21 protein-coding genes are annotated in these 24,100 nt (G+C 70.1%); 13 read left to right on the top strand and 8 right to left on the bottom strand.

Going from position 1 to position 24,100, the window contains the following annotated elements; genetic code table 11:
- Window positions 1–4: 4 nt before the first annotated feature.
- The 7 genes from VNE60_08545 to VNE60_08515 all read right to left on the bottom strand — a co-directional run bounded on the left by VNE60_08545 (window position 5) and on the right by VNE60_08515 (window position 10,142).
- Window positions 5–1,399: a hypothetical protein gene (locus VNE60_08545; protein HVB31554.1), complete on the bottom strand. Its 1,395-nt coding sequence runs from the start codon at window positions 1,397–1,399 to the stop codon at window positions 5–7.
- 5 nt (window positions 1,400–1,404) lie between these two features.
- Entirely contained in the window at window positions 1,405–2,241 is an 837-nt protein-coding gene (locus VNE60_08540) for a cytochrome b/b6 domain-containing protein (GenBank protein HVB31553.1), read from the bottom strand.
- An 8-nt stretch (window positions 2,242–2,249) separates the two neighbouring features.
- Window positions 2,250–3,620 (bottom strand): cytochrome c3 family protein, encoded by a 1,371-nt coding sequence (locus VNE60_08535; GenBank protein HVB31552.1) that lies wholly within the window; start codon window positions 3,618–3,620, stop codon window positions 2,250–2,252.
- A gap of 165 nt (window positions 3,621–3,785) precedes the next feature.
- Window positions 3,786–5,309, bottom strand: coding sequence for a cytochrome c3 family protein (locus tag VNE60_08530; GenBank protein ID HVB31551.1), 1,524 nt, complete (start codon window positions 5,307–5,309; stop codon window positions 3,786–3,788).
- Window positions 5,306–6,802, bottom strand: coding sequence for a hypothetical protein (locus VNE60_08525; protein ID HVB31550.1), 1,497 nt, complete (start codon window positions 6,800–6,802; stop codon window positions 5,306–5,308). The genes VNE60_08530 and VNE60_08525 overlap by 4 nt, the downstream gene beginning before the upstream one ends.
- A 134-nt stretch (window positions 6,803–6,936) precedes the next feature.
- A complete protein-coding gene (locus VNE60_08520) occupies window positions 6,937–8,391 on the bottom strand; it encodes a multiheme c-type cytochrome (GenBank protein HVB31549.1) in 1,455 nt (484 codons plus the stop codon).
- A gap of 302 nt (window positions 8,392–8,693) precedes the next feature.
- Window positions 8,694–10,142, bottom strand: a complete 1,449-nt coding sequence (locus VNE60_08515; GenBank protein HVB31548.1) for a multiheme c-type cytochrome — start codon at window positions 10,140–10,142, stop codon at window positions 8,694–8,696.
- Between the two features lie 349 nt (window positions 10,143–10,491).
- On the opposite strand from VNE60_08515, the gene VNE60_08510 reads away from it, so the two are divergent.
- The 13 genes from VNE60_08510 (at window position 10,492) to VNE60_08450 (ending at window position 22,589) form a co-directional block, all read left to right on the top strand.
- Window positions 10,492–10,794, top strand: coding sequence for a HypC/HybG/HupF family hydrogenase formation chaperone (locus VNE60_08510; protein ID HVB31547.1), 303 nt, complete (start codon window positions 10,492–10,494; stop codon window positions 10,792–10,794).
- Window positions 10,787–11,932, top strand: a complete 1,146-nt coding sequence (hypD, locus tag VNE60_08505) for a hydrogenase formation protein HypD (protein HVB31546.1) — start codon at window positions 10,787–10,789, stop codon at window positions 11,930–11,932. The genes VNE60_08510 and hypD overlap by 8 nt, the downstream gene beginning before the upstream one ends.
- On the top strand, window positions 11,929–13,002 hold the full coding sequence (gene hypE, locus VNE60_08500; GenBank protein HVB31545.1) for a hydrogenase expression/formation protein HypE: 1,074 nt from the start codon (window positions 11,929–11,931) through the stop codon (window positions 13,000–13,002). The genes hypD and hypE overlap by 4 nt, the downstream gene beginning before the upstream one ends.
- Before the next feature lie 13 nt (window positions 13,003–13,015).
- Window positions 13,016–13,858: an enoyl-CoA hydratase-related protein gene (locus tag VNE60_08495; GenBank protein ID HVB31544.1), complete on the top strand. Its 843-nt coding sequence runs from the start codon at window positions 13,016–13,018 to the stop codon at window positions 13,856–13,858.
- Window positions 13,859–14,328: 470 nt separating this feature from the next.
- Entirely contained in the window at window positions 14,329–14,733 is a 405-nt protein-coding gene (locus VNE60_08490) for a hypothetical protein (protein HVB31543.1), read from the top strand.
- Window positions 14,730–16,634, top strand: a complete 1,905-nt coding sequence (locus tag VNE60_08485) for a V-type ATPase 116kDa subunit family protein (GenBank protein ID HVB31542.1) — start codon at window positions 14,730–14,732, stop codon at window positions 16,632–16,634. Before VNE60_08490 ends, VNE60_08485 begins: the two co-directional genes overlap by 4 nt.
- A 2-nt stretch (window positions 16,635–16,636) precedes the next feature.
- Window positions 16,637–16,858: a hypothetical protein gene (locus VNE60_08480; GenBank protein HVB31541.1), complete on the top strand. Its 222-nt coding sequence runs from the start codon at window positions 16,637–16,639 to the stop codon at window positions 16,856–16,858.
- 3 nt (window positions 16,859–16,861) lie between these two features.
- Entirely contained in the window at window positions 16,862–17,479 is a 618-nt protein-coding gene (locus VNE60_08475) for a V-type ATP synthase subunit E family protein (protein HVB31540.1), read from the top strand.
- Window positions 17,476–18,489: a V-type ATPase subunit gene (locus tag VNE60_08470; protein HVB31539.1), complete on the top strand. Its 1,014-nt coding sequence runs from the start codon at window positions 17,476–17,478 to the stop codon at window positions 18,487–18,489. The genes VNE60_08475 and VNE60_08470 overlap by 4 nt, the downstream gene beginning before the upstream one ends.
- Window positions 18,486–18,815: a V-type ATP synthase subunit F gene (locus VNE60_08465; protein ID HVB31538.1), complete on the top strand. Its 330-nt coding sequence runs from the start codon at window positions 18,486–18,488 to the stop codon at window positions 18,813–18,815. Before VNE60_08470 ends, VNE60_08465 begins: the two co-directional genes overlap by 4 nt.
- The gene (locus tag VNE60_08460; GenBank protein ID HVB31537.1) at window positions 18,812–20,563 is read left to right on the top strand and encodes a V-type ATP synthase subunit A; all 1,752 of its coding nucleotides are present in this window, start codon (window positions 18,812–18,814) and stop codon (window positions 20,561–20,563) included. The genes VNE60_08465 and VNE60_08460 overlap by 4 nt, the downstream gene beginning before the upstream one ends.
- Window positions 20,560–21,957: a V-type ATP synthase subunit B gene (locus VNE60_08455; protein ID HVB31536.1), complete on the top strand. Its 1,398-nt coding sequence runs from the start codon at window positions 20,560–20,562 to the stop codon at window positions 21,955–21,957. Before VNE60_08460 ends, VNE60_08455 begins: the two co-directional genes overlap by 4 nt.
- Window positions 21,954–22,589 (top strand): V-type ATP synthase subunit D, encoded by a 636-nt coding sequence (locus VNE60_08450; protein HVB31535.1) that lies wholly within the window; start codon window positions 21,954–21,956, stop codon window positions 22,587–22,589. Before VNE60_08455 ends, VNE60_08450 begins: the two co-directional genes overlap by 4 nt.
- Here VNE60_08450 and VNE60_08445 read toward each other — a convergent pair.
- The gene (locus VNE60_08445) at window positions 22,549–24,015 is read right to left on the bottom strand and encodes a nitronate monooxygenase (GenBank protein HVB31534.1); all 1,467 of its coding nucleotides are present in this window, start codon (window positions 24,013–24,015) and stop codon (window positions 22,549–22,551) included. The genes VNE60_08450 and VNE60_08445 overlap by 41 nt on opposite strands.
- Window positions 24,016–24,100 lie beyond the last annotated feature (85 nt).

Below are 24,100 nucleotides of genomic sequence, written 5' to 3'. Positions count from 1 at the left end.
GCTCCTAGGGCTGACGCCCCAGAATCCTGGCCTGGACCTCGGTCGGCGACATCTGCATATGGCAGGGCGCGCACTCCCTGCTCGGCTGGTGGTTGCGCCGGTCCACGTGACAACTCACGCAGAACGTGCGGTCGCCGGTGAGCAGGGCGAGCGTCTCGCGCGCATGACACTGGGTGCAGACCAGGTGGTCGGCGGCCGTATGAGATGCGAGCAGCCTCGTGGTGTGGCAGGCGCTGCAGTCGGCCGCCTCGCGGTGATGCGCCTCGTGGCACGCGGTGCACGCCACGACCGTCGTGATCGCCGCGCGCGACGCGTGACAGCGCGTGCACTCCACCGTGGAGTGGGCGCCGTGCCGGAACGCGACCTCGCGCGACGTCGGCGCGCCGGCCGGCCGCAGGTGGAGCGGCAGCGTCACCGAATCCGTCCGGGTCGCCAGATCCTGCTGGTGGTGGCACGTGGTGCACGTCAACGCCGACGTGACGTGGTGACACGCGCTGCATGCCGCCGCCGTCACCGTCGTCTTGCCGTGCCCTGGATCGGGCTGGCGGCCACCGGCCGCGAAGTAGTCCGCGGACGAGTGACATTGGCTGCACGCCACGCCGGCGCGGACCACATGATCCGCGTGGCTGAACCGCTGACCGAACATCGTGGCGCCCACGGCCTCGATGCCGTAGTGGCAATAGGCGCACGACACCGCCGCGGGATCAGGTCCCAGCGCGGGTGGCGGCGGCACCGGCACCCCGGCGCCTCGATACGCGGCCCCCACGTTGCGGATTGCCGAACGCAGCAACGCGTCGGAACCGACCACGTTGTGCAGTCCCCCGCCGTGGATGACCAGCGTGACGTCCGCCCTCGCGGAACGGAGTTCCGCCTGGGCGCCGGGCCGCGCGGCGAGCCGCGTGTCCGCTCCGGCCGCGGACACGTAGGCGTCGGCCACCCGGCTGCGCCAACCGAGGCCCTCGTGCCAGCGGGTCAGCATGTCACCGTACCTGGAGCCGTGGCATCCGGTGCATGCCCGCCCGATGGCGGCCAGCCGCGGTCCGGCGGCCGTGTCGGCCAGCGTCGCGTCGGTGTGACAGGACCGGCAGCCGACCCGGGCCAGGAACATCCGGTCGGGCCGCAGCGACGTGTCGGGGCTCAGCCCCTGGAACAGCGCCTGGGTGGCCTCGTGCGCTCGGGCATGGCAGGTGGCGCAGCGCGCCGACGCCTCCACCCCCTTGCCCGTCATCGTGGCGTGGACGCCCGGATGACAGCTCGTGCAGTCGAGCCCCACGGGGCCGGACGCCCCCGTGATCGCGCGGGGGGACGGCACCTGCCGGCCCGGCGTCCAGGCGACGAGGGCCGCGGTGGCCAGCGCAGCCACGAGCCCATGGACGATCCGGCGCCGCCCGGGATGCATGAGTATTAACTCAAGAGCGCGTAGATCACGAGCAGGACCAGGACCACCCCCACCGCCAGCGCCGCGAAGCCGAGGGTCATGGACCAGAGGTAGGTCGCGCGCGACGGCGCCGTGGCCTGCAACTGCCCCAGACGGTCCTCGCGCTGGTTCCGTTCGTATTCCAGGGGATGCTCCTCCTCGAAGTACGCCGCCGTGGCGCGGCCCGTGAAGATCACGAGGTCGATGGGGAACTTCTCGGGACGCAGGTGCACGTTGAAGAAGTGGATCGTGAAGATGAAGCCCAGCGCGAGCAACGCTTCATCGCCGTGGACGATGGTGGCCACGTTGAAGAGCCATCCCGGGAGAAACCGGGCGAAGAACGTGGGAAACCAGAGCAGCAAGCCGGAACCGCCGATGATGGCCACGCCCCAGAACACCGCCCAGTAGTCGAACTTCTCCATGTAGCTGAAGCGATCGAACTTGGGGTGGGGACCAAGGCCCAGAAACCATTTGAACATGCCCACGACATCCCGGATGTCCTTGGGCTGGGGCACCATGCTCCGCGGGCCCCAGAAGATGGACATCTTGTCGTCGGCCCTGATCAGTTGGCGCGTCACGGCGGCCAGATGGATGAAGAAGTAGCCGAACGTGATGGCGGCGCACACCCGGTGAATGAACCCGGCCGAGCCAGGCCCGCCCAGAAACCGCATGAACGGCGCGGCCCAGGGCGCGTAGGCGAAGCGGAGCGGGATACCGGTGGCCACGAGGCCGAGGAACGAGATGATCACCAGAGCGTGGATCGTCCGCTCGATGGGCCCGAAGCGCGTGAGGTAGGGGCCCTGCCCCTGATCGGAAACGGCCATCGGGGTATTCATGGGTGCTTCTCCTTCTCCTCGTTCGTGACCGGTGGCTCCGCGTCATGCGTGGCGCGGCCGCGCAGCCGATCCACGGTGATCCGGCCCAGCCACATCAGCGTGTGCAACCCGAAGAAGAGGAAGACACTCACCAACAGCGCGGTCATGAACAGCCAGGTCCAGAAGAGCCGCGGATACGCCTGCCGGTTCCGCGGGTCGCCGTGGGGCTGATACTGGACAAAGTTCGCGTTGGCGGTGGGGTGACACTGGCCACACGTCTTCACCAGGTTGGTCGGGTAGACCGACGACTTGGGATCCGTGGACGGCAGCATGTTGTGCGGCGTATGGCAGTCGCTGCACTTGGCGGTGAGCCCGAAACCGAGCTCGGTGACCTGGCCGTGGTAGGTCTCGAAGTACGTGTCGTATTCCTTCTCGTGGCACGAGCCGCATTCCTTGACCACGCCACGGAACCAGACCGGATCCGACGCGGGCACGATCTGGTGCGACGAGTGGCAGTCGATGCACACCGGCGCCGCATGCCCCGTCGGCGTCTTGGCGCCCGTGCGCAGCGCTTGCCCGTGCGACGATTGGTTGAACGTCTCGACCACGCCGGCGTGGCACTTGCCGCACGTCCCGGTGATGTTCGCGCGGTTGATCGTCGATTGGGCCGAGTCGGGGGGCAGGATGAGGTGCGCGCTGTGGCAGTCACTGCACGTGGCCGACACCACCAGCCCCGCCTTGGTCATGGCCGTGCCGTGGACCGTCTTGTAGTACGAGCTCACCGCCGTCCGGGCCTGCGCCTGATCGGCCGCGCCGAAATACGTGCCGATGATGCTGGGATTGGCGTGACAGCCGCCGCACAGCGAGGCCACGTTCAGCGGGTAGGTGGGCGAGCGGGGATCGTCGGCGCCGAGGATGTGGTGCGTTCCGTGGCAGGTCGTGCACGTGGGCGCCTTGCCGTTGGTGACCGCATCGGGCGCGTGAATCGATCGCGCCCAATCGTCCCCCTCCTTCTGGTGGCAGCTCTGGCACGGGACGGCGATGACCTTCGCGTCACGATGGGGGTATCCGCCAGCGAACGCTGGGTGGCAGCTCGTGCAGCTGAGTCCGGCATGCTTCGAGTCGTGCAGCAGGGTATCGGGAACGAACAGCGCCGAGTCGCCCCTGACCGTCCCCGCCTTTCCCACGAGGAAATCCCTGTTCCCGTGGCACTTCTGACACTCGACCACGCCCGCCCGCTGCTGCGCCGCGGCGGGCGTCGGCATAGCCAGACCGAGGATCGCAACGCCGAGCAACCACAGCGTCGTTCCGATCACCTCGCGCGTCAGCGTGTGACGGGCGCCGACCACGCTCGATCCCCAACCGCCCTGCGCTCTCGATCGTCTCAAGACCACCTTCCCGCTATGCGTTCACGTGCGACATCGAATCGGATCCCGGGCGTTCCGCCCGGCGGTTCCGGACCGGCACGATTGCAGCCGGGTGTAAAGGAGCCTCGCGTCAGGGACCTACCAATAGGAGATGCCCCGAGCCTTCGTAGGGGTTTGCCCCTACGATCATTTCTTCAGCGGATTCGTCAGGTGGCATACCATGCACATCTGCATGTTGCGTGATCCCATGGCCTGCGCGTTGAAGTCGGGTCCATGCGGATTGACGTGCATTCCCAGGCTCGAGTGGCAGCGCAGGCAGTCGCGCTGCTGGTGGCAGCTGGTGCACGTGGTGAGCCCCTGACGCGCCGCCTGCCCGTGCTGCAGCAGCCACAGCGGCTGTCCGGTGTGGGCCGTGCCGCGGACCCCGCCCGTGGTGGCGATGCCGCTCTTCTGGTGGCACGACCGGCAGAACGTTTCGACGCGGTGGCAGGAGCTGCAGTTCTGGTCCTGCGTGTACGCGCTGTTGGCGTGCCGCGCCATGAAATCGTCGGGATGGAAATCCCGCCGGGTCGAGACCCCGTCGTGACACGACGTGCAGTCGCGCGGCTGATGGCAACCCTGGCAGTTGAGTTGTCCGCTGGCCGCGGCGGACTTGTGGTTGGTGGCGAAGCCGTCGGGATGCACGTGCACGCGCATCAGGACCGTGTCCTGCGGCGCGAGGGGCCGGGTCACCTCGGCCGCGTTCACCGCGCGGGCGGGCGGCGCCGCATCGAGCGGCGCTGCGCCTGCGCGCGAGGCTTTCACCAACACCACGCCGGGCGCCCGGCCCGGCTTCGCGTCGGGCAGCTTCGCGATGACGTCGGCTCCCAGATTACCGATGTGGCAGGAGCGGCAACTGGTCTGCGTGTGGCAGCTTGCGCAGGTCTGCGGATTGGCGCGGGCGTCCGCCCCATGGCCGTACGCCCACTTGGTCTCGCGGTGCGCCGCCGGCGTGAAGTACACCGGCAAGACGTTGCGCACGAGCGATGCCACCCGCGCGTCGCTGCCCAGCGCCTTGATGGCGGGCAGCTTGTCGGCGTTGGGATGGCAGCGCGCGCAACTCTCTCTCGCATGGCAGATGGCGCACTGGGCCATCTGGCCGGCGTTCTGCGGCGCGTGCCTGGCCAGCCAGTCGGGATTGCTGTGCGACGACGGCTTCGGGAACGCCGCGATCGCCGTCGCCGAGAGAGTCGTGGCCTGGACGAGCGTTTTGTGACAGGTGGAACAGTCGGCGGAGGCGGCCAGGTGCTGCGGCGCCCGATGGCACGCGAGGCACGCGGAGGGATCCGCGCCCGCGATGTGCATCCACGCCGTGTCGCGCCCGGCCTGCAGTCCGTGACAGTTGGCGCAGTCGGCGGCGGTGCCGCCCTGCGCCGACATCGTCGCGTGCTCGGTGTGCGAGAACTTGAGATTCGTCACGCGCGCGGACGGCCCCGTCCACGCGATGCGCCGGACGTCGCTGCCGTTGTGGCACTGCGCGCAGTCATCCGGACTCGGGAACATGAGCGCCGAGTCGCCGCTGACGATCCCGCTGTGGCAGCCCGCGCACGTCGGGAAGAGCTTGGCATGCTGCGCGTGCGGGAACGGAGCCCGCGATTGCTGCATGGCGAGCGCCGCCGTCGCCACCAGGAGGACCACGGGAACGATCAGGCGCCGGATGGTGACCTTCATGGCCGCCTCACCGGGCCAACGGTCCAGCCCCCGCCCCCGCTTCCCGGCTCGCCCCCCACACGCCACTCGAGGCGAAGGCTCACCCGCCGCTGGTTCCAGTCGGCGATGTCGGGCTGGTCCTTGCCGGTGTGACGATACAGGGTGGCGTCGCCGGCCAGCCGCAGGTCCGGGGCGATCTGGTACGCGCCCTCCAGGCCGGCGCCGAGCACGCGTCCCTCGCCCACCGTGAACTCATAAATATTCTGGAAAGCCATACCGTGCACCGCCAGCGAGCCGCGGCTGCTCGGCTGCCAGCGGAGGGCCACGTCGCCGTCGGTGCTCGACGCGCCGAAGTTGATGTCCATGTCGTAGCTGCCCTGCACCGTCCATGCGTTGGTGGCGCGCGCCGAGCCGGTGGCGCCCACGTGCCAGCCGCTGTTCCGCAGCGGCAGCCAGGCGACGCCGGTGTAGGTGTTGGCGTACGCGCGGTAGCCGCCCGAGACGCCGAACGTCGCGCGCGCGCCGGGCGCGGACCATGTGAGGTTTGTGGTGCCTTCGTTGTAGCCCACCGGCGAGAAGGCGCCCCAGATGGTCCACAGATCGAAGTACGGCGAGTAGTGGCGGAATTCGAACCGCGAGCCCACGCCGTGCCAGGGATTGAAGACCACGTGCGCCGTCAGATCGTTGAACGTCTCGGTGGCCAGATCGCGGGTGGCGTCACCGCCCACGGACGCGTTGCCGAACCGGAACTCGGCGTTTGCCGCGACCCGCTCCGAGTACAGCGCTCCCCGATCGTTGCGCACCTCGCGCTGGTACTGGAACTGCATCACGCCGTCGGCACTCGGGCGGATCTGCACCTGGCCGCCCAGGAGGAACGACTGGTCCACGGGCGGAATGTCCTCCACCGGGGAGAGCGCCGCAGCGCCGAGCGCGCGGTCGAGCCCCTGGATCAGGGTGCCGCCGCCATAGAGGTTGATCCCGATCGCCCGCATGGGATGCACATCCACCGACGCGCCGTCGAAGTTGAACATTCCGAGGCCGGACGCGATCCATTGCCGCCCCAGGCGCGCCAGCAGCGCCGAGCGGTCATACTCCACGTACGCCGCGAGCACGTCGAACGACTGCGTGGCCTGCGGCCAGAGGTCGCGCGCGTCGCCCTCGGCGGTGCGGCCGCGCAGCTGCGCGTGTACGCTGAGGCCGGGCCCGATCCCCCACGCCGTGATGTCGAGGTCCTGCATGAGCGCGGTGAGGTTGGCCCGCGGCGCGGATTTGTAGAAGTAGCAGTAGGGATCGCCGGCCACGCAGTTGGTGAGCACCCCGCTCGGCGTGCGCCGGAACAGCGTGGACACCGAATCGGTGGCGGCGAACGGCACGCTGTCGGTGACCACCGGCCGCATGTCCAGGAACTGCACCGAGCTCGACCCCTGGATGATCCCGCCCTGAGCGCGCGCCCGCCCCACGGCGACCACCAGCAGCCCGAGGACGGCGAGTCCCGATCGGATGACGCGCCTCATTGCTTGCTCCCGTCCTTGCTGCATGCGTCGTGTCGTCGCCGCGCGGGTCCCGGCGCACGTGCGGGCCGGGAAGGTGTTCCTCCCCGGCCCGCCCCCATGGCTATGCATCATCACGTCTCGGCTCTTCGTCCCGCTCAGTGCTGCGGGTTCTGCAGAACATTGTTCAGGTTCACCTTCTCGGCCGCCGGGATCCCGTAATCGATCGTGATCTGCTTGATCGTCGCGGTCATCAGCGCTTCGATGAGGAATGGATTGTGCACGTACGCCCCGGGCGCTCTCGAGAGGCTGAGGTTGAACTTGGCGCCCTCACCCGTGGTGTACCGACCGTCGGTATTGCTGAATTCGGTGGACGGGATCTTGGCAATCATGTGGGTGAGCGTGGAGTCGAGCAGGCTGAACCGCTGTTCGACGGTCAGCATCAACGACTTCGCGACGTCCGGCGACCCGTGGCAGCCGCTGCCCGTGCAGGCCGCGAACGTCCGCTGCGAGATGTCGCAGTCCGTATTCGTTGGCTTGCCGGTGGAGTCGATGCACGGAATGGCGAGGAAGAGGTGCCCCGTCGCCTGGAAGACGAAGTTCCCCGTGGCCGGATCAGTGACCGTGAACCGGTTGACGTGACAGGTCGCGCACAGCGCCGGATTCCGATCGGAGCCATGGGTGGCGACGATCGTGTCGGTACCCACCGTGGACATGTTTGGCGGAATCCACCCGGCGTAGCCGAGCAGGGTCGGCCCTTCCGGAGAGTGCGCGCCGCTCGACGCGCTCGTCAGATCGGGCGTGGCGCGGCGGTGGTGGCACTTCATGCACAGGTTCTGCGTTTCGTCGGGCACGTCCACCGGGAACCGCAACTGGTGATCGCTGTTGTTGTTGGCATGCGGGTCGTGGCAGACGGCGCAGGTGGTGCCCACGGGCTTCACGCCGAGTCCGGCCTTCTCCACGTAGTTCGTGTTGATGCCCCACGACGCCAGCGCGCCCTGCCCGCTGTGGCACATGTAGCACGACGCGTTCGTGGCCGCGCTGCCGCGAGTTTCGACGATCGCGTGGCCCGAGAGCTTCCATTCGTCCACGAACGGCTCGTGCGTGCCGGTGTGGCACTCGCCGCAGCCGTTGCCGAACGAGGTCCCGGTGTCGACGGCGATCGACGCCAGCGGCGTGTTGGCCAGACTGGGCGCGGACACGTGGCCCAGGCCGGCGCCATGGCAACTCTCGCATTGCACGTCATGGTACCGGGCATCCTTGGTGGCCGTGTATCCCACGGCATCACTGGTGGCCGCATTGCCGTTCTTGCTTACGGTATGGCAGGGCTCGCAGGCCGCGGTGGCGTGCCCGCTGGCCTGCAGATCGGCCCACGCCGTGGCATGCTTGGTTCCCGCCCACTGCGTCTGTTTGTCCACGTGGCAGTTGCCGCACACGGTCTGCTTGGTAACGGTATCGGCATAGCCCACGAAGTTCGCCGCCGCCGCCGAGGGCGTGGTGAAACCCGGCTCGTTCCGGTAGACGAGCTTCTCGCTGGTGCACGAGGAGGCGGCCAACGCGGCAACCAACACCGCGGCAAGCCGCGCCAGCACCGGACTCTTGGATGTTTTCATGTGATGTTTCTCCGCACTCCATGGGGGGAGGCGTGGGAACTGCATCGACCTCACGCTGCGTGGCATCCCGTGACTGTATCGCTCGTGCGGACAACCTCCGCGCGATGCAATGTGCGGGCGTCTAAGTAGCGCCACCGTCAGTGGATGCCGGAGATTTGTGGGGCATACGCCTACAGACGTGTCATGTGTTTACCGTGGCGCATCCACGCGTTCCCGCCTGTCGGGGGTGACCGGATACGACAGCGGGGTACGGAGCTCTGAGAGCTCCGCACCCCGCCGTACGCCCGCACCAGCCCCCGCGATCAGCGGTTGTTGGCCGCCATCTGCGGGAGGATATTCGCCAGGTTCACGCTGATCTTGGGCGCGATCCCGTAGTCCATCTGGACCTGCTTGATACTGCTCGTGAGCAGCGTTTCCATCAGGAACGGGTTGTGCTCCGCGCTCCCGACCTTCTCCGCCAGCATGAGGTTGAACTTCGCCCCGATCGCGGTGTTCATCGTCGTCTTCTTCAACTCGGTGGCCGGGATCTGCACCAACTGGCTGTTGAGCGCCGAATCGAGCAGGGCCAGGCGGCCCTCCACGGCCGTCATCGCCGAGCGCGCAGCCGCCGGACTGCCATGGCAGCCGCTGGTCGCGCAAGCGGCGAACGACCGCTGGGAAATGTCGCACGCGCCGGTGGTCGGGACACCCTGGGCATCCAGACAGGGTGCGGCCGCAAACGTGTGGCCCATGTAGCTCGTGACCAACGCGCCGTTGGCGTCGTTCACCGTCATCTTGCCCATGTGGCAGGTCACGCAGAGGTTCGGATTGGCGGACGAGCCATGCGTACCGACGATGGTGTCGGGACCGGTATAGTTGGGCGGGAACCAGCCGGCGAAGCCGAGGAGCACCGGACCTTCCGGCGCCATCGGGGCATACGAGCTGGCCGGCGCGGCCGGCTTGCCATTGCGCTGGTGGCACCGCATGCAGAGGTTGCCGGCGGTGTCGGCCACGTTGATTGGGTAGCGCAGTTGCGCCGTATTCGGACCGCCGTGCGGGTCATGGCAGACCGCGCAGGTGATCGTCATCGGGTTCGTGGCCGACTGGCCCGCTTCCACATAGTTGGTGTTCACGCCCCATTTGGTGAGCGCGTCCTGGCCAACGTGGCAATACGTGCACGAGGCGTTACCCAAGGCATGCGCCTCGGGGTGGGCATGGCCGGCGTCGGCCGTCTTCACCCATTCATCCACGAACGGGTCGTGACTGCCCGTGTGGCACTCGCCGCATCCGTTGCCGAATGCCGTGCCGGTGTCAACCGCGATCGACGCCAGCGGACGGTTGCCGAGTCCCGGGGCCGTGACGTGCGTGAGACCGGCGCCGTGACAGCTCTCGCACTGGACGTCCTCGTACCGCGCGTCCTTGGTGGCGACATAGCCAACCATTGTGTCGCTCGCGGCGTTCCCATTCGGGCCGACCGTGTGGCACGGCACGCAGGACGCGCCGGCGTGCCCGCTGGCCTGCAGGTCCGCCCATGCGTTTGCGTGCTTGGTGGTCACCCATTTGGCCTGCTGATCCACGTGACACGTTCCGCACACCGTCTGCTTGGTGAGGGTGTCCGCGTAGCCGACGTAGTTTCCGGCCGCAGCCGGGGGCGTGGTGAAGCTTGGTTCACTCCGATACGTGATCTTTTCGCTGGTACACGACGAAGCGACCACTGCGCCCACCAACAGCACAGCCAGCCGCCCCGCAACCGGACCAATTGAGGCTCTCATTCGCATGTTCTCCGCACTCCGTGGGGCGCGTGGACTCGTGACGTTTTGAGATGATGCTGCTCGCGTATTTTCATGTGTATTGCCATGGATTGCCTTCCTAGGCGAGGTGCAATGTGCCGTGCCACGTCCAGCGCAACCGTCGGAGGATGCCGGAGATTTGTGCGGGTTCCACCGACCCGTATGTCGTGGGTTTGCCCGCGGGCTCGCGCGCGCCCCACGCTGTGCGCATTTGCCCGACACAACACGAGCGACTCGCCTGACTGACGCGCCGCGCCGGCTTTCCCAGCTTGGCCTCCATGCGGCGGTGTCCACCGCCGCTACGAACGTGGGAGGATCGATGTGCCTTGGTGTGCCAGGCCGCGTGCTCGCGGTGAACGGCCAGATCGCGCAGGTGGACTTCTTCGGCGTGAAGCGCGAGACGCGCCTCGACGTCATCGACGAGCCCGTCGCCCCCGGCGATTACATCCTCAACCACGTCGGGTTCGCCATTCGCCGCATTCCTGACGACGAGATCGGCGAGACGCTGGCGCTCTACGAGTTGCTGCTCCGCGAGGCCGAGAGCGACATGATGGCGGCCGACGTGCGCGGCGAGATCCACGCCAGCGCACCCGCCACGGCGCGCAACCCGTCCGCGGGTTCCCCCGGTGCCTGACGCCGCCGGCGCAGCCACGCGCCCCAAGGGCGCCGAAGAACTCAAGTTCCGCGATCCGGCCCGCGCCCGCGCGCTCGCCGACGCCATCGGCCACACCTGCGCGCAGATCGGCCGCACCCCGGTCACGGTGATGCACGTCTGCGGCAGCCACGAGCAGTCGATCGCCAAGTTCGGGCTGCGCGCCACCTTCCCCGACGCGCTCGATGTGATCATGGGCCCGGGATGCCCGGTGTGCGTCACCGATCTGCCCGAGGTGGACGAGGCCGTGGTGCTCGCCGAGGACGGTGTGCGCGTGGTCACCTACGGCGACATGCTGCGCGTGCCGGGCACGGTGCGGTCGCTGGCCGAGGTCCAGTCGATGGGCGGGCACGTGGACGTGGTGTACAGCGCCGCGCAGGCGGTGGACATCGCGCGCGAGTCCAACGAGCCCGTGGTCTTCTTTGCCAGCGGATTCGAGACCACCGCCGTGGCCACGGCGGCGATCATCGTCAACGACCCGCCGCCCAACTTCTACGTGCTCTCGGCGCACAAGTACATCCCGCCGGTCATGGAGATCGTGGCCGAGATGCCCGACACGCGCATCGAGGGCTTCCTCGCCGCCGGACACGCGGCGACGATCACCGGCTGGGGCATCTTTGAACGGTTCGTGGAGCGGCACGGCATCCCCGTGGTCGTCGCGGGCTTCGAGCCGCTCGACATTCTGGCCGGACTCGCGCAACTCGTGGAGTTGATCCGCGACAAGGATCACCGCGTGGTGAATGCCTTCCCTCGCTGCGTGACGCGCGACGGCAATCGCGTGGCGCAGCAGCAACTCTGGCGCGTGTTCCGCACCACCGGCGGCAACTGGCGCGGCATCGCCCACGTACCCAACGGCAATCTCCGCCTGCGCGACGAGTATGCGCGCCTCGACGCGCGCCGCCAGTTCAAGATCGACCTCAAGCGGCTCTGGACGCAGGCACCGCCCGCCCTCACGCAACTGTGCGTCTGCGGCGACATCATGGCCGGCATCTCGTCGCCCGAGAAGTGCGCGCTGTTCGGCAAGGAGTGCGTGCCCGACGCGCCGGTGGGCGCCTGCATGGTGAGCAGCGAAGGAACCTGCCGCATCTGGCACCAGTACGGAGGGCACCCCAGGCTATGAGCACCGCCATCAACGACGACGCGGTCCGCGCCCACTCCGGCCGTCGCGACCCGACGATCGTCATGAAGCACGGCGCCGGCGGCCGCGCCATGCGCCGGTTGATCCAGGAGACCCTCACCCGCGGATTCATTGACATCGCCGTGGACGGCTTCGGCATCGCCGCCATGGACGACGGCGCCGCGCTCCGCCTGGGCGACCGATGGCTGGTCGTGACCACCGATTCGCACGTCGTGCAGCCGGTGTTCTTCCCGGGCGGCGACATCGGACGCCTCGCCGTGGCCGGCACGGTCAACGATCTGGCGATGATGGGCGCCACCGAACCCCTGGGCCTCACCTGCGCGCTCATCGTCGAGGAGGGGTTCACCTTCGCCGATCTCGAGCGCGTGCAGCAGTCCATGGTCGACACCTGCCGCGAGGCCGGCACCACCGTCGTCACCGGCGACACCAAGGTGATGGGACGCGGCGAACTCGATGGCGTGGTGATCAACACCACCGGCGTGGCCGTGGCCGACCACATCGTGCGCGACTCCGGATTGCAGGTGGGCGACCGGATCATCGTCACCGGCAATGTGGGCGATCACGGCATGGCGTTGATGGCGCATCGCCACCACCTGGCCATCGACGCCGAGCTGTCGTCGGACGTCGCGCCGATCAACGGGATGATCCGCAGCGCCCTCGCTGCCGGCCGCGGCGCCGTGTCGGCGATGAAGGACCCGACGCGCGGCGGCCTGTCCAGCGCCCTGCACGAGATGGCCGAGAAGGGCGGCGTGGGCATTTACATCCGCGAGGCGGACGTGCCGGTGAACCCGGTGGTCCGCGCCGTGGCCGAGATGCTTGGCCTCGACCCGCTGCACGTGGCCAACGAGGGCAAGGCGGTGCTCGGCGTGCGCGGCGACGACGCGACGGTCGCCGCGGTGCTCGACGCGTTGCGCGGGCACGCCTCCGGCGTGAATGCCGCCGTGATCGGCGAATGCGTGAGCACACGCGTCGGCGACGTGGTGCTGGACACCGGGCTCGGCAAGCGCCTGCTCTCGGAGTACGAGGGTGAGTTGCTGCCGCGCATCTGCTGACGGGAGCGCCGCCATGGCCATGGAACACATCCATATAGAACGCGACGGCCCGGTGGGCACCCTCGTCATCGATCGGCCCGATCGGTTCAACTCCATGGACGTGGAGACGGCGCGCGATTTCCGGAAAGCCGGATTGCAGCTGGCGCGCGCCGCGGACGTGCGCTGCGTGATCGTGCGCGGCACCAACGGCATCTTCTGCAGCGGCGCAGACCTCAAATACATCCGCGCCCAGGGCTCGCCGCAGGACTTCGGCTACCTCCGCCCCGACGGCACCGCCGCCCCCCCGGGATTCGGCGACAGCTTCAAGGAGATCCTCGAGTACATCCACAGCACGATCTCGGAGATCAAGCGCGCCCCCAAGCCGTTCATCGCCGCGGTGGACGGCGTGGCGGCGGCCGGCGGCTTCGGCATCGCCATGGCCTGCGACCTGGTGTTCGCGTCGGACCGCGCCACCTTCGAGTGGGCATACCACAAGACGGGACTCACCGGCGCCGAGAGCTCCACCTTCTTCCTCCCGCGGCTGATCGGACTGCGCATGGCCATGGGGCTCGTCCTGCTCAACCCGCGGCTCGGCGCCGCGGAGGCCAAGGACCTTCGCCTCATCAACGACGTCTTCCCGCGCCAGCAGTTCGACGCCGACGTGATGGCGATCGCCCAGCGCATCGCCGCCGGTCCCACCAAGGCCTACGCGGTGGCCAAGAGCCTCATCAACCAGGCGGCCGGCGTCGACCAGCTCGACTACCATCTGGACGAGGAGCTGCAACACCTCGTCCGCTCCGCTGACGGTCCGGATTTCTCGGATGGCCTCAACGCGTTCTTCGACAAGCGTGCCGCCGTGTTCGAGGGCGAGGGATGAGACGCCACGGGGCCAACAGCACCTCCGGCCCGGCGCGAGGCGCCTTCGGGGTGATTGCCACGTGCGTGTGGCCGCCGTGCAACTCGCCGATCACGCTCACGGCCAGCGCCCGCAACCCCGCGGGCCATGTCACCTGGATTCCGGATCCCCCGCGCCCGGAGCGCCACGCCGCCACCGCGAAGGCCACCAGAAGCGCCGCGATGTACTCCACGCTGGTCCACCGGCCGCCCACTACCACGGCCAGCGTGCGGCCGCCCTTGGCGCGGCTGTCTTCACGAGCTCGGATCCTGTCGATGATGAGGATACTGGCAGTCAGCGCCGCCGCCGGCCGGCTGGTCGCCGCTCGCGTGGACGACAGCGCGTCCGGCACGAGGTAACCGCCTCAGCGCTGCTACGGTCGGTGAATTCCTCACAGTGTCCGGGGCACACCCCCGATGCCAAGGGGCAGGGCCGAATTCGAATCTAGGAACGTGGGCCTGCACCCGCACCCGACCCACAAGGGGGAGGGGATCATGTTCAACGCCACACCGCATGCGCCGGCTGCGCACGGCGATCCGTCCGCGCTCGATGCGCTCCTCGAGGCAGAGCGGGAGGTCGGGCTGGACCTGCAGCGTGCCGAGCGCGAGGCCGAGCGCCTGATGGTTGAAGCGCGCGCCGCGGCGGCCGCTGCCGACGAACAGGCGGAGCGCGAGTTGCGCCACATCCTGCAGCTGCTCGACGAGCAGGCCGCCACGCAGCGCGTGACGGACGCCAATGCGGTTCGCGCCGAGGCCGATCGCCGCGCGCGGCTGTTCGCCGAGGCCGACGACGTGACGATCGCCGCGATCGCCGAACGGCTGCTCACCGTCGTCGCGCCGGCAACCCCCGTGTCATGATCATCCCCATGGCGCGGGTGCGCGTGCTCGGACCCAGAGACCGGTTCGACGACGCGCTCCAAGCCGTGCAGGACTTCGGGCAGCTCCAACTGGCCGAGGCGCGGAGCCGCGCCGGCGTGCAGTCGGCGCACCTCGACCCGCGCGCCGAGCGGCGCCGCGCGCAACTGATGCGCGCGCTCGACGAGACCGACGAGGCGCTGCGCGCCCTCGCCGTCGCCGGCACCGGGCCGGCGCAACGCAACGCCACCGTGCAGGACTTCGCGCGCTGGGCGCGCCTGGCCAATCACACGGCGCGCGAGGCCCGCGCGCTGCGAAGCCGCGAGACCGCGCTGGACGAGGAACGGGCGCTCGTCACCCGCTACCGCGATTTCCTCTCCGCGGTGCTGCCGGCGGTGCGTCGGGTGGCGGACACGCCCCGCCTCACCAGCCACGCCGTGGTCGTACCCGAGTCGGGGCGGGCCACGGTCGATACCCTTGCCAAGGCGCTCCGCGACCAATTGGGCGCGGAGTTCTCGATGACCACGCGCGAGCTCGCGGGCGGCGACCTGGCCATCCTCCTCGTCCTGCCCCGCGAATTCAGCGCCAAGCTCGACGCGCGGCTAGCCGAGGCGCGAGTGCCCGAGGTTCCGCTGCCCGCGGCGTACCGCGACATGCCCCTCGAGCAGGCGGTGCCCAGGATGCTCGCGCGCCTGGTCGACATTCCGGCGGAGGTCGAGGCCTGCCGCGCCGAGCGCCGGGAGATGGCCCGCGCCCGCGGCCCCGAACTGCGCGCGGCTCGCGCCGCGATCGAGGATTGGCTGGCCGCCGCCAGCGCCCACGAGCACACGGCGGTCACGCCGCACGCGTTCGCCATCGAGGGGTGGCTGCCCGAGCGGAGCGTGCCCGGATTGACGCGCCGCATCTCCGCCGCCGTCGGCCCCACGGTGGTGGTCGAGACCGTGGCGCGCGAGGACTGGGGAGCGCAAGACGCGCCGGTGGTCCTGTCGAATCCCAGGCTGTTCCGCCCATTCGAGGCCGTGATCGGTCTGCTCCCGCTGCCACGCTACGGCACGATCGATCCCACACCGTTCGTGGCCGTGTTCTTTCCGCTGATGTTCGGCATGATGCTCGGCGACGCGGGGTACGGTGTGCTGCTCGCCGGCCTGGCCCTGCTGGTGCACGCGCGCGCCCGGCCGGGTTCACTCCTCCAGACCGCGGCCCGGATCGCCGGACCGTGCGCCGCGTTCACGATCATCTTCGGCGTACTGTACGGCGAGTACTTCGGAGACCTCGGCCTCCGGCTGTTCGGCCTCCACCCGATCATCTTCGATCGCGAACGCGCGGTGTTCGCCGCGCTCGCCGCGGCCGTCGGACTCGGCGTGGTGCACGTGGTGCTCGGTCTCGTGCTCGGCGCCATCACGTCGTACCGCAAGGAGCCCAAGCACGCGCTGGGCAGCGGCGTGTCGGCGTTGATGGTGCTGTTGGTCGTGGCCGCGCTGCTCGCCGCGTTCGAGGTGCTCCCCTCCCGGCTGTTCACGCCGGCGGTGGTCGTGCTCCTGATTGCCTTTCCGGTGCTCGTGTTCGCCGAGGGGCTCATCGCGCCGGTGGAGCTGCTGGCCACGCTCGGCAACGTGCTGTCCTACGCGCGCATCATGGCCATCGGCACCGCGTCGGTGATGCTGGCCGTCGTCGCCAATCAGATGGCCGGCGCCGTGGGCAGCACCGTGGTGGGCCTGGTGTTCGCGCTGCTGTTCCATCTCGTGAACTTCGCTATCGGCGTGTTCAGCCCGGCGATTCACGCGTTCCGCCTCCACTATGTGGAGTTCTTTGGAAAGTTCTACAGCCCGGGCGGGCAACCGTACACGCCTTTCGGTCATCGCTTCGCGCCGCCCGCACCCGAGACGTCGAGGACATCGTCATGAACATGATGTGGATCGTACTCAGTGCCGCCGGCGTGATGAGCGTGGCCGCCCTCGCCACCGCGTGGGCCCAATCCAAGATCGGCAGCGCCGGCGCCGCCGCGCTGGCGGAGAAGCCCGAGCTCGCGGGGACGATCATCGTGCTCGTCGCCATTCCCGAGACCATGGTGATCCTCGGATTCATCGTGGCCGTGCTGATCCTCCTCCGAGCCGGCGGCGGAGCCTGACCGATGCCGGTCGAGGCCGGCCCGCTACTCGAGCAGCTGCGGCGCGACGCGGACCATGCGATCGCCGAGCGTTCCGCAACGGCGAGGGCCGAGGCGGACCGCGTGCTGCAGGCCGCGGCGGCCCAGCGGGAGCGCCGACGCGCCGCGGCGGTGGGCGAACGGGAGCGCGCGCTCGGGCTCGAACGCGACGCCGCGCGGGCCCAGATTGCCCAGGAGACGATGCGCGCGCCCCTCGAGTCGCGCGAGGCCTTTGTCGCGCGGGTGTTCGCCGCCGCGGAGCGGCAGCTTGCCGGTCTCGCCGCCGACCCCGACCTGGCTCGGCGGTTGACTCCGATCGTCGGCGAAGCAGTGCCCTATCTGCCCGCCGGCGAGATCCGCGTGCGCTGCTCCACCGCGGCGGCGGCGGCGGTGCAGGCGGCGATGGCCGCGCTCGGACTCGCCCCCGCGCCGGTCGTGATCGATGAGTCCGTGCCGCTGGGCGCGATGCTCGAACACGTGGACGGCACGGTGCGCGTGGACGCCACCTTCGTGGCCCGCCTGCGCCGCATGGCGCAGGCGCTGTCGATCCAAGCGGTGCACGCGATCGAGACCGGGCCTGCCCACGGGGAGCCCGCGCCATGACCACCTGGGGACCCCTCGTCACGCGCGCCCGCGGGCTCTCCAGCCGCCTGCTCACGCCGGCCACGTTGCACGCGCTCGCGCTATCCGCCGACCGCCGCGCGTTCAGCGATGCGCTCGAGCGCATGGCGTACCTGGCGTTCGCGCCCAACGCGCCGCCGCCGGACGAGCGCGCCGTCGAAGCGGCCGTTCGGGGCGTGGCGTCGCGGCGCCTGGCCACGCTCGCGCGCTGGAGCCGCGACGACGACGACCTGCTCGTACCGTTGCTCGAAGACGAGGACCGCCGCTCGATCCGTGCGCTCGTGCGCGGCGCCGTGGCCGGCGTGGCGCCGGAATTGCGCACGGCCGGCCTCGTGCCCACCCCGGCCCTGCCCGCCCGTGCCCTCGGCGAGCTGGCCCTGCTGGGCGACATCTCCTCGATCGCCGCCGCCCTGCTCGCGCTGCGGCATCCATTCGCGCGCGCGCTGGCCGCGGAAGCGCATCTCGACCGCCCCGACCTGTTCTCCATCGACCAGGCGGTCATGCGCGCCTGGGCGGCGCGCGCGCTGAGCGCCGCGCGCCACGGGGACGCCGCGCTCCGCCTGTACGTGCAGCGCAGCATCGACCTCCAGAACCTCTGGGCCGCCCGCCTCCTCGCCGAGCAGCGGTCCGATGCCACGCCCCACGCCCTGTTCGTGAGCGGCGGCGCGCTGGTGCACCTGGAGGATCTGCAACAGGCGGCCGAATCGCACCGCCCCGAGACCCTCGTCAGACGCATGCAGGCGCGCGTGGCCCACACGCCGCTCCACGTGGCGCTCCTGGCCACGACGCAGACCGCGGACGACGCCGCCCTCACGGCGCTACTCGCCGAATTCCTCCGCCGGTCGCGCCGGGAGCCGCTCGGGATGGCTCCGGTCATCTGCTACGTGTTGCGCTTGCGCGTGGAGCATCGCGCCCTGCTCCGCATCCTGTGGCAGATATCGCTGGGCGTTCCGGCGGCGCTGCGGGTGGGTGATCTCGAGGAGGCCGCGTGAGCTTCCGCGTGCGAGCCGTGGCATCGCCGGCGCTGGCCGCGGGCCTCCGCCTGGCCGGGCTTCCCGCCGAGGACGCCGTAACGCCCACGCTCGCCGCCGAGCGCGTGATGCGATTGGTGGAGTCATCGGACCTCGGGATTCTGCTCATCGAGCAGCCGCTGTTCGACGCCTTTCCCGCCACGCTGCGCCGCGACCTGGAGAATCGGGCGCTGCCGATCGTCGTTCCCGTCCCGCGCGCCGAGTGGGGCGCCGCGACCGAGCATGCCGAGGCGTACATCCTGGAGTTGTTGCGGCGAGCGATCGGCTATCGCGTGAGGCTGCAATGAACGCCGCGATCACGCGCATCGCCGGCGCCCTGGTCGAAGCCGGCCCCTGCGCCGCCGCGCTCTATGAGCTGGCGTACGTGGGCGAGCGGCGTCTGTTGGCCGAGGTCGTGCGGCAGGAACGCGACGTGGCCACGTTGCAGGTGTACGAGGACACCACCGGCCTGCGCCTGGGCGCACCAGTGGAGTTTTCGGGGACCACGCTCACCGCGCAACTCGGGCCCGGCCTCCTGGGCTCGGTGCTGGACGGCGTGGGACGCCCGCTGGCCCGCGTGGCCGAAGCGACGGGTGATTTCATCGCCCCGGGCACGGCCGCCGATACGCTCGACGCCGGGAGTCTCTGGAGCTTCACCGCGGCCGTTCCCGCGGGCGCCGACGTCGCACCCGGCGACGTGCTCGGCGCCGTGCCGGAGAGCCAGGGGTTCTCGCACCAGATTCTCGTGCCACCCCATGTGCGCGGCCGCGTGGCGCATCTCGCCACCGGTTCGTATCACGTGGACGATCCCATCGGCGCGCTGGATGACGGCACGCCGCTGCATCTGGCGCACCGCTGGCCGGTGCGCATCGCGCGGCCCCTGGCCGAGCGGCTGGGCTACGAGCGGCCGTTCGTCACCGGACAGCGCGTATTCGACCTGTTTTTCCCGGTGGCCGAAGGCGGCAACGCCATCGTCCCCGGCGGATTCGGCACCGGCAAGACGATCATCGAGCAGTCGCTGGCCCGACACGCCGACGCGGACATCATCGTGTACGTGGGCTGCGGCGAGCGCGGCAACGAGATGACCGACGTGCTCACCGAATTCCCCGCGCTCGTGGACCCCCGCACCGGACGCGCGCTCATGGAGCGCGCCGTGCTGGTGGCGAACACGTCCAACATGCCGGTGGCGGCGCGCGAGGCGAGCATCTACTTCGGCGTCACGATCGCCGAGTACTTCCGTGATCAGGGACACCGCGTGGCGCTGATGATCGACAGCGCGTCGCGCTGGGCGGAAGCGCTGCGCGAGATGGCCGCGCGCCTGCAGGAGATGCCGGGCGAGGAGGGCTATCCCACGTACCTGGCCAGCCGGCTGGGGCAGTTCTTCGAACGGGCCGGCCGCGCGCGCGCGCTGGGCGCGCCCGAGCGCCGCGGCGCCGTGACGATCATCGGCGCGGTGTCGCCGCCCGGCGGTGATTTCTCCGAGCCGGTCACCCAGGCGTCGCTGCGCGTGGCCGGCGCCATGTGGGCGCTCGATCCGTCGCTCGCCCACCAGCGCCACTTCCCGGCCGTGGATTGGGAGACGAGCTACTCGCTGTACGTCGAGCGCATCGCGTCGTGGTTTGCCGAGCACGGCGGCGAGCGCTGGTCGGAGGTGCGCGTGGGCCTCATGAACCTCATGCAGCACGAACGCGAACTGCGCGACATCGCGAGTCTGGTGGGCCCCGACGCGTTGGAAGACACGGATCGCCTCACCATGGACTGCGCAGCGATGGTGCGCGAGATCGTGCTGCGGCAGAACGCGTACCACCCGCACGACGCGGCCTCCTCGGTGGCCAAGACGTACGCGATGGCGGCGTGCGCGCTCGACGCGCATCGCGCCGGCGAGGCGGCGCTCGGAGCCGGGATCGCATTTGCCCGGCTCGACCTGTCGCCGGTGTGGCGCGCCCTCGCCGCCCTGCGTGACGCGCCCGAGCACGAACTGGAGCCGCGCGCGCGCGAGGCGCGGGAGGCGGTGCAGGCGCTGGCCCCACGCCCCCCCGGAGGATCCCACCCGTGAGCACCGCGCCCGAACGCACCTACCACGGCGCCGCGTCGGCGGCCGGCCCGCTGCTGTTCGTGGAGCACACGCGCCACGTGGCCCTCGGCGAGTGGGTGCGCGTGGAGCTGCCCGGCCAGCCCGACCGCCGCGGCCAGGTGATCGATGCCGGCGAGCGCCTCACGACCATCCAGCTGCTCGACAGCACGGTGGGCCTCGCGCCCGACCGCGCCGACGTGGTCCTCACGGGCGACGTGGCCACGACCGTGGTGGGACGCGAGCTCCTGGGCCGCGCGTTCGATGGACACGGCGCTCCGGTGGATGGACTCCCGGCGCCGATCGGCGACGCCGTACGGCCGATCAACGGGGCGCCCATCAACCCCATGCGGCGCGCGCGGCCGCGGGATTTCATCGAGACCGGCATCAGCGCCATCGACGCGATGAATACGCTGGTGCGCGGCCAGAAGCTGCCGGTGTTCGGCGGGCCGGGACTGCCGGCGCTGGATCTCGCGGGGCGCATCGTGGAGTGGGCGCGGGCGCCCCGCGGCGAGCCGTTCGCGGTCGTCTTCGCCGGCGTCGGCATCACGGCGCGCGAGACGCGCGAGTTCATGGACCGCGTGCGGGCCAGCGGCGCGATGCCGCGCACCGTGCTGTATCTCAACGAGGCCGCGCATCCGGCCGTGGAGCGCCTCCTGTCCCCGCGGCTCGCCCTCACCGCGGCCGAGTACCTGGCCTTCGACTGCGGCATCCACGTGCTGGTCGTGATCGCCGACATGACGCACTACTGCGAGGCGCTGCGCGAGATCGCCACCGCTCGCGAGGAGATCCCGGGACGCCGGGGATATCCCGGATACATGTACACCGATCTCGCCACGATCTACGAGCGCGCCGGGATCATCGCCGGCAAGCCGGGCTCGATCACGCAGATCCCGATCGTCACGATGCCCGACGACGACCTCACGCACCCCATCCCCGACCTCACCGGCTACATCACCGAAGGCCAGCTCGTGCTCTCCCGCGACCTGCACCGCAGCGGCATCGCCCCCCCCATCGACGTGTTGCCGTCGCTGTCCCGACTCATGAACGCCGGCATCGGCGCCGAGCGCACGCGCAGGGAGCACCGCGAGTGGAGCGACCAACTCTACGCCACGTACGCCCGCGGACGCGAGGCGCGCACGATGGCCGCGATCGTCGGCGAATCGGGACTGCCGGACGCCGACCGCCGCGCATTCGCGCTGGCCGACCGGTTCGAGCGCGAGTTCGTGAATCAGCCGGAGGGACGCCGCACCATCGACGACACCTTCGAGGTCGGGTGGAAGCTGCTGGAGACGCTGCCCCGCGACGACCTCGCGCGCCTGAGCGACGCCACGCTCGAGGCGCGCCGCGAGGATGTGGCCCGGCGCGAGGCGCCATGAGCGCGCGCGATCGCATCGCCCCCACGCGGGCCAGCCTGCTCGGCGCGCGCCGGCGCCTCGCCCGCGTGCTCAAGGGCGCATCGCTCACCCGGCGCAAGCGCGAGGCGTTGGTGGCGGAGCTGTTCAAGCTCGCCCGGCCGGCGGTGGACGTGCGCCAACAACTGGCCGACAGCGCGAATGCCGCCGCCGAAGCGCTGGCCGGCGCGCTCGCGGCGCACGGGATCTCGGGGCTCACCGCGATGGCATGGCCCACCGGCGATCCGCGGGTGGAGGTGCGGCCGGCACAGATCTGGGGACTGGCGGTGAGCGACGTGATCCAGCGGCCGGCCCTGCAGCGCACGCTTGACGCCCGCGGACTGGCGCCGGGCGACGTGGGGATGGCGGTCGAGGAGGCCGCGCGGCGCTACGAGATCTTCGCCGAACTGTTGATCGAGGCGGCGCCGCGCGAGCAACGGGTGCGGCGGTTGAGCGACGCCGTGGCCACCACCTCGCGGCGGCTGCGCACTCTGGAGCAGCGCGTGGCGCCCGCCCTCCAGACCCAGATCGTCTCGGTGCGGCGCGACCTCGACGAACGCGAACGCGAGGAACGGCTCAGACTGCAGCGACTGGCGGCGAAGCGGCGAGCGCGGTGACGCCCGAGAGCAGATAGTCCAGCACCTCGACCGCCGAGTAGCTGGTGCGCCCCCGCAGGAAGGGCGCCATCGCCATGAGATCGTCGCCGCTCGTGAGCAACGGCAGCTCGTCGTCCCAATGCGGGCGCACCTGCCCGTGCCCGATGTTCGCCAGCAGCGCGTTGCACAGGCACCGCCGTCCCTCGGTCTCGGCCACCGTCCCGCCCTTGGCCACGTAGGCATCCACCGGCTCGGCGGGGCAGCGATATCCGAGCCCCCCGGCGTCCTTGCGGTACGCCACGCGCAGATACCCGAGGTCACAGATCCGCTCGCGCGTGGGACGCTGGTAGTCGCCGGCCGCCATCTCCACGAGTTTGAACGGATATCCGGTGGGCGACGCGCGCGGATCGGTGCGCACGTTGACCTCGCCCCGGTTCACCCCCGCCAGCACCTCTTCCTTGAGCCCGGGAATCACCCCCGACTCATCGGAGAACGCGAACAACGTTCCCACCTGGATCCCCGCGGCGCCGGCGTCGAGCGCGGCCCGCAGGCCGGCCGGCGACCCCTGGCCTCCGGCCAGCCAGAACGGAAGGCCGAGTTCGCGAATCTTGGCGAGATCCACCACGTCGCGCTCGCCGTACACCGGCTCGCCCTTGTCCGACAGCTTGAGATCGCCGCGCGGCGGCGCGTTGTGGCCGCCCGCCGTGGGGCCCTCGATCACGAAGCCGTCCACCCGGCCGTTGGCCTTGCGGGCCAGCGTGGTGGCGAGTGAAGTGGCGGCGACGATGGGGTAGAACTTGGGGCGCTTGAGCGTGGCCAGCATCGCGCCGTGCTCGCCCGGGTCGAACGTGAGGTACTCGGCGTCGCCGCCTACCCCTTCGATGTCGAACCGGATGACGGCCGGCTGGTGGATGGCCAGGGCGTCGAGCGCGCCGGGAATCTCGCGCGGGATGCCCGCGCCCATGAGCACCACGTCCACGCCGGCCAGCATCGCCCCGTACAGCGTGGGCAGATTGGGCATCTGCACCTTGGTGAGGAGATTGATCCCCACCGGATTGTCGTGGCCTTCCTTGGCCAGCCACACTTCCACGAAGCTGGCCAGCATCGTGATCTGCTGGCGCGCGGCACTCACCACCTGCTTGTAGGTGGGCAGGGCCTTGTAGGGCGTGCCGGCCGGGCGGCCCTCCGGATGGAAGTACCGGTGGAGCGCCGACTCGGCGATGGCCGGGCAGGGAAAGTGCGCCATCGCGCGGCGCAGATGGCCGCCCGGGTCGCCGTCCTGCAGACGCCGCACGAAGATCGTGTCGATCACCGTACCGGACACGACGCCCAGCTGGCCACGCAGGGATACCGCGCGCGCGAGCATCCAGTTGGATACACCGGCGCCCATCCCACCCTGGATGATGAGGGGGGTCTCGGCCGTAAAAGTGCCGTCATTGATGGTCATGGGACCTCAAGTTACCACATTCGGGACCATTTCGCGTCACAAATGTCCCAGGAGACCCCAAATGTAAGGGATTGCCGGTCGGATC

Source organism: Gemmatimonadaceae bacterium (assembly GCA_035533755.1).
Taxonomy (GTDB): Bacteria; Gemmatimonadota; Gemmatimonadetes; order Gemmatimonadales; family Gemmatimonadaceae; genus JAGWRI01.
Note: the sequence above shows the minus strand (reverse complement) of the source record. Positions and strands in the feature narration are given on the sequence as shown.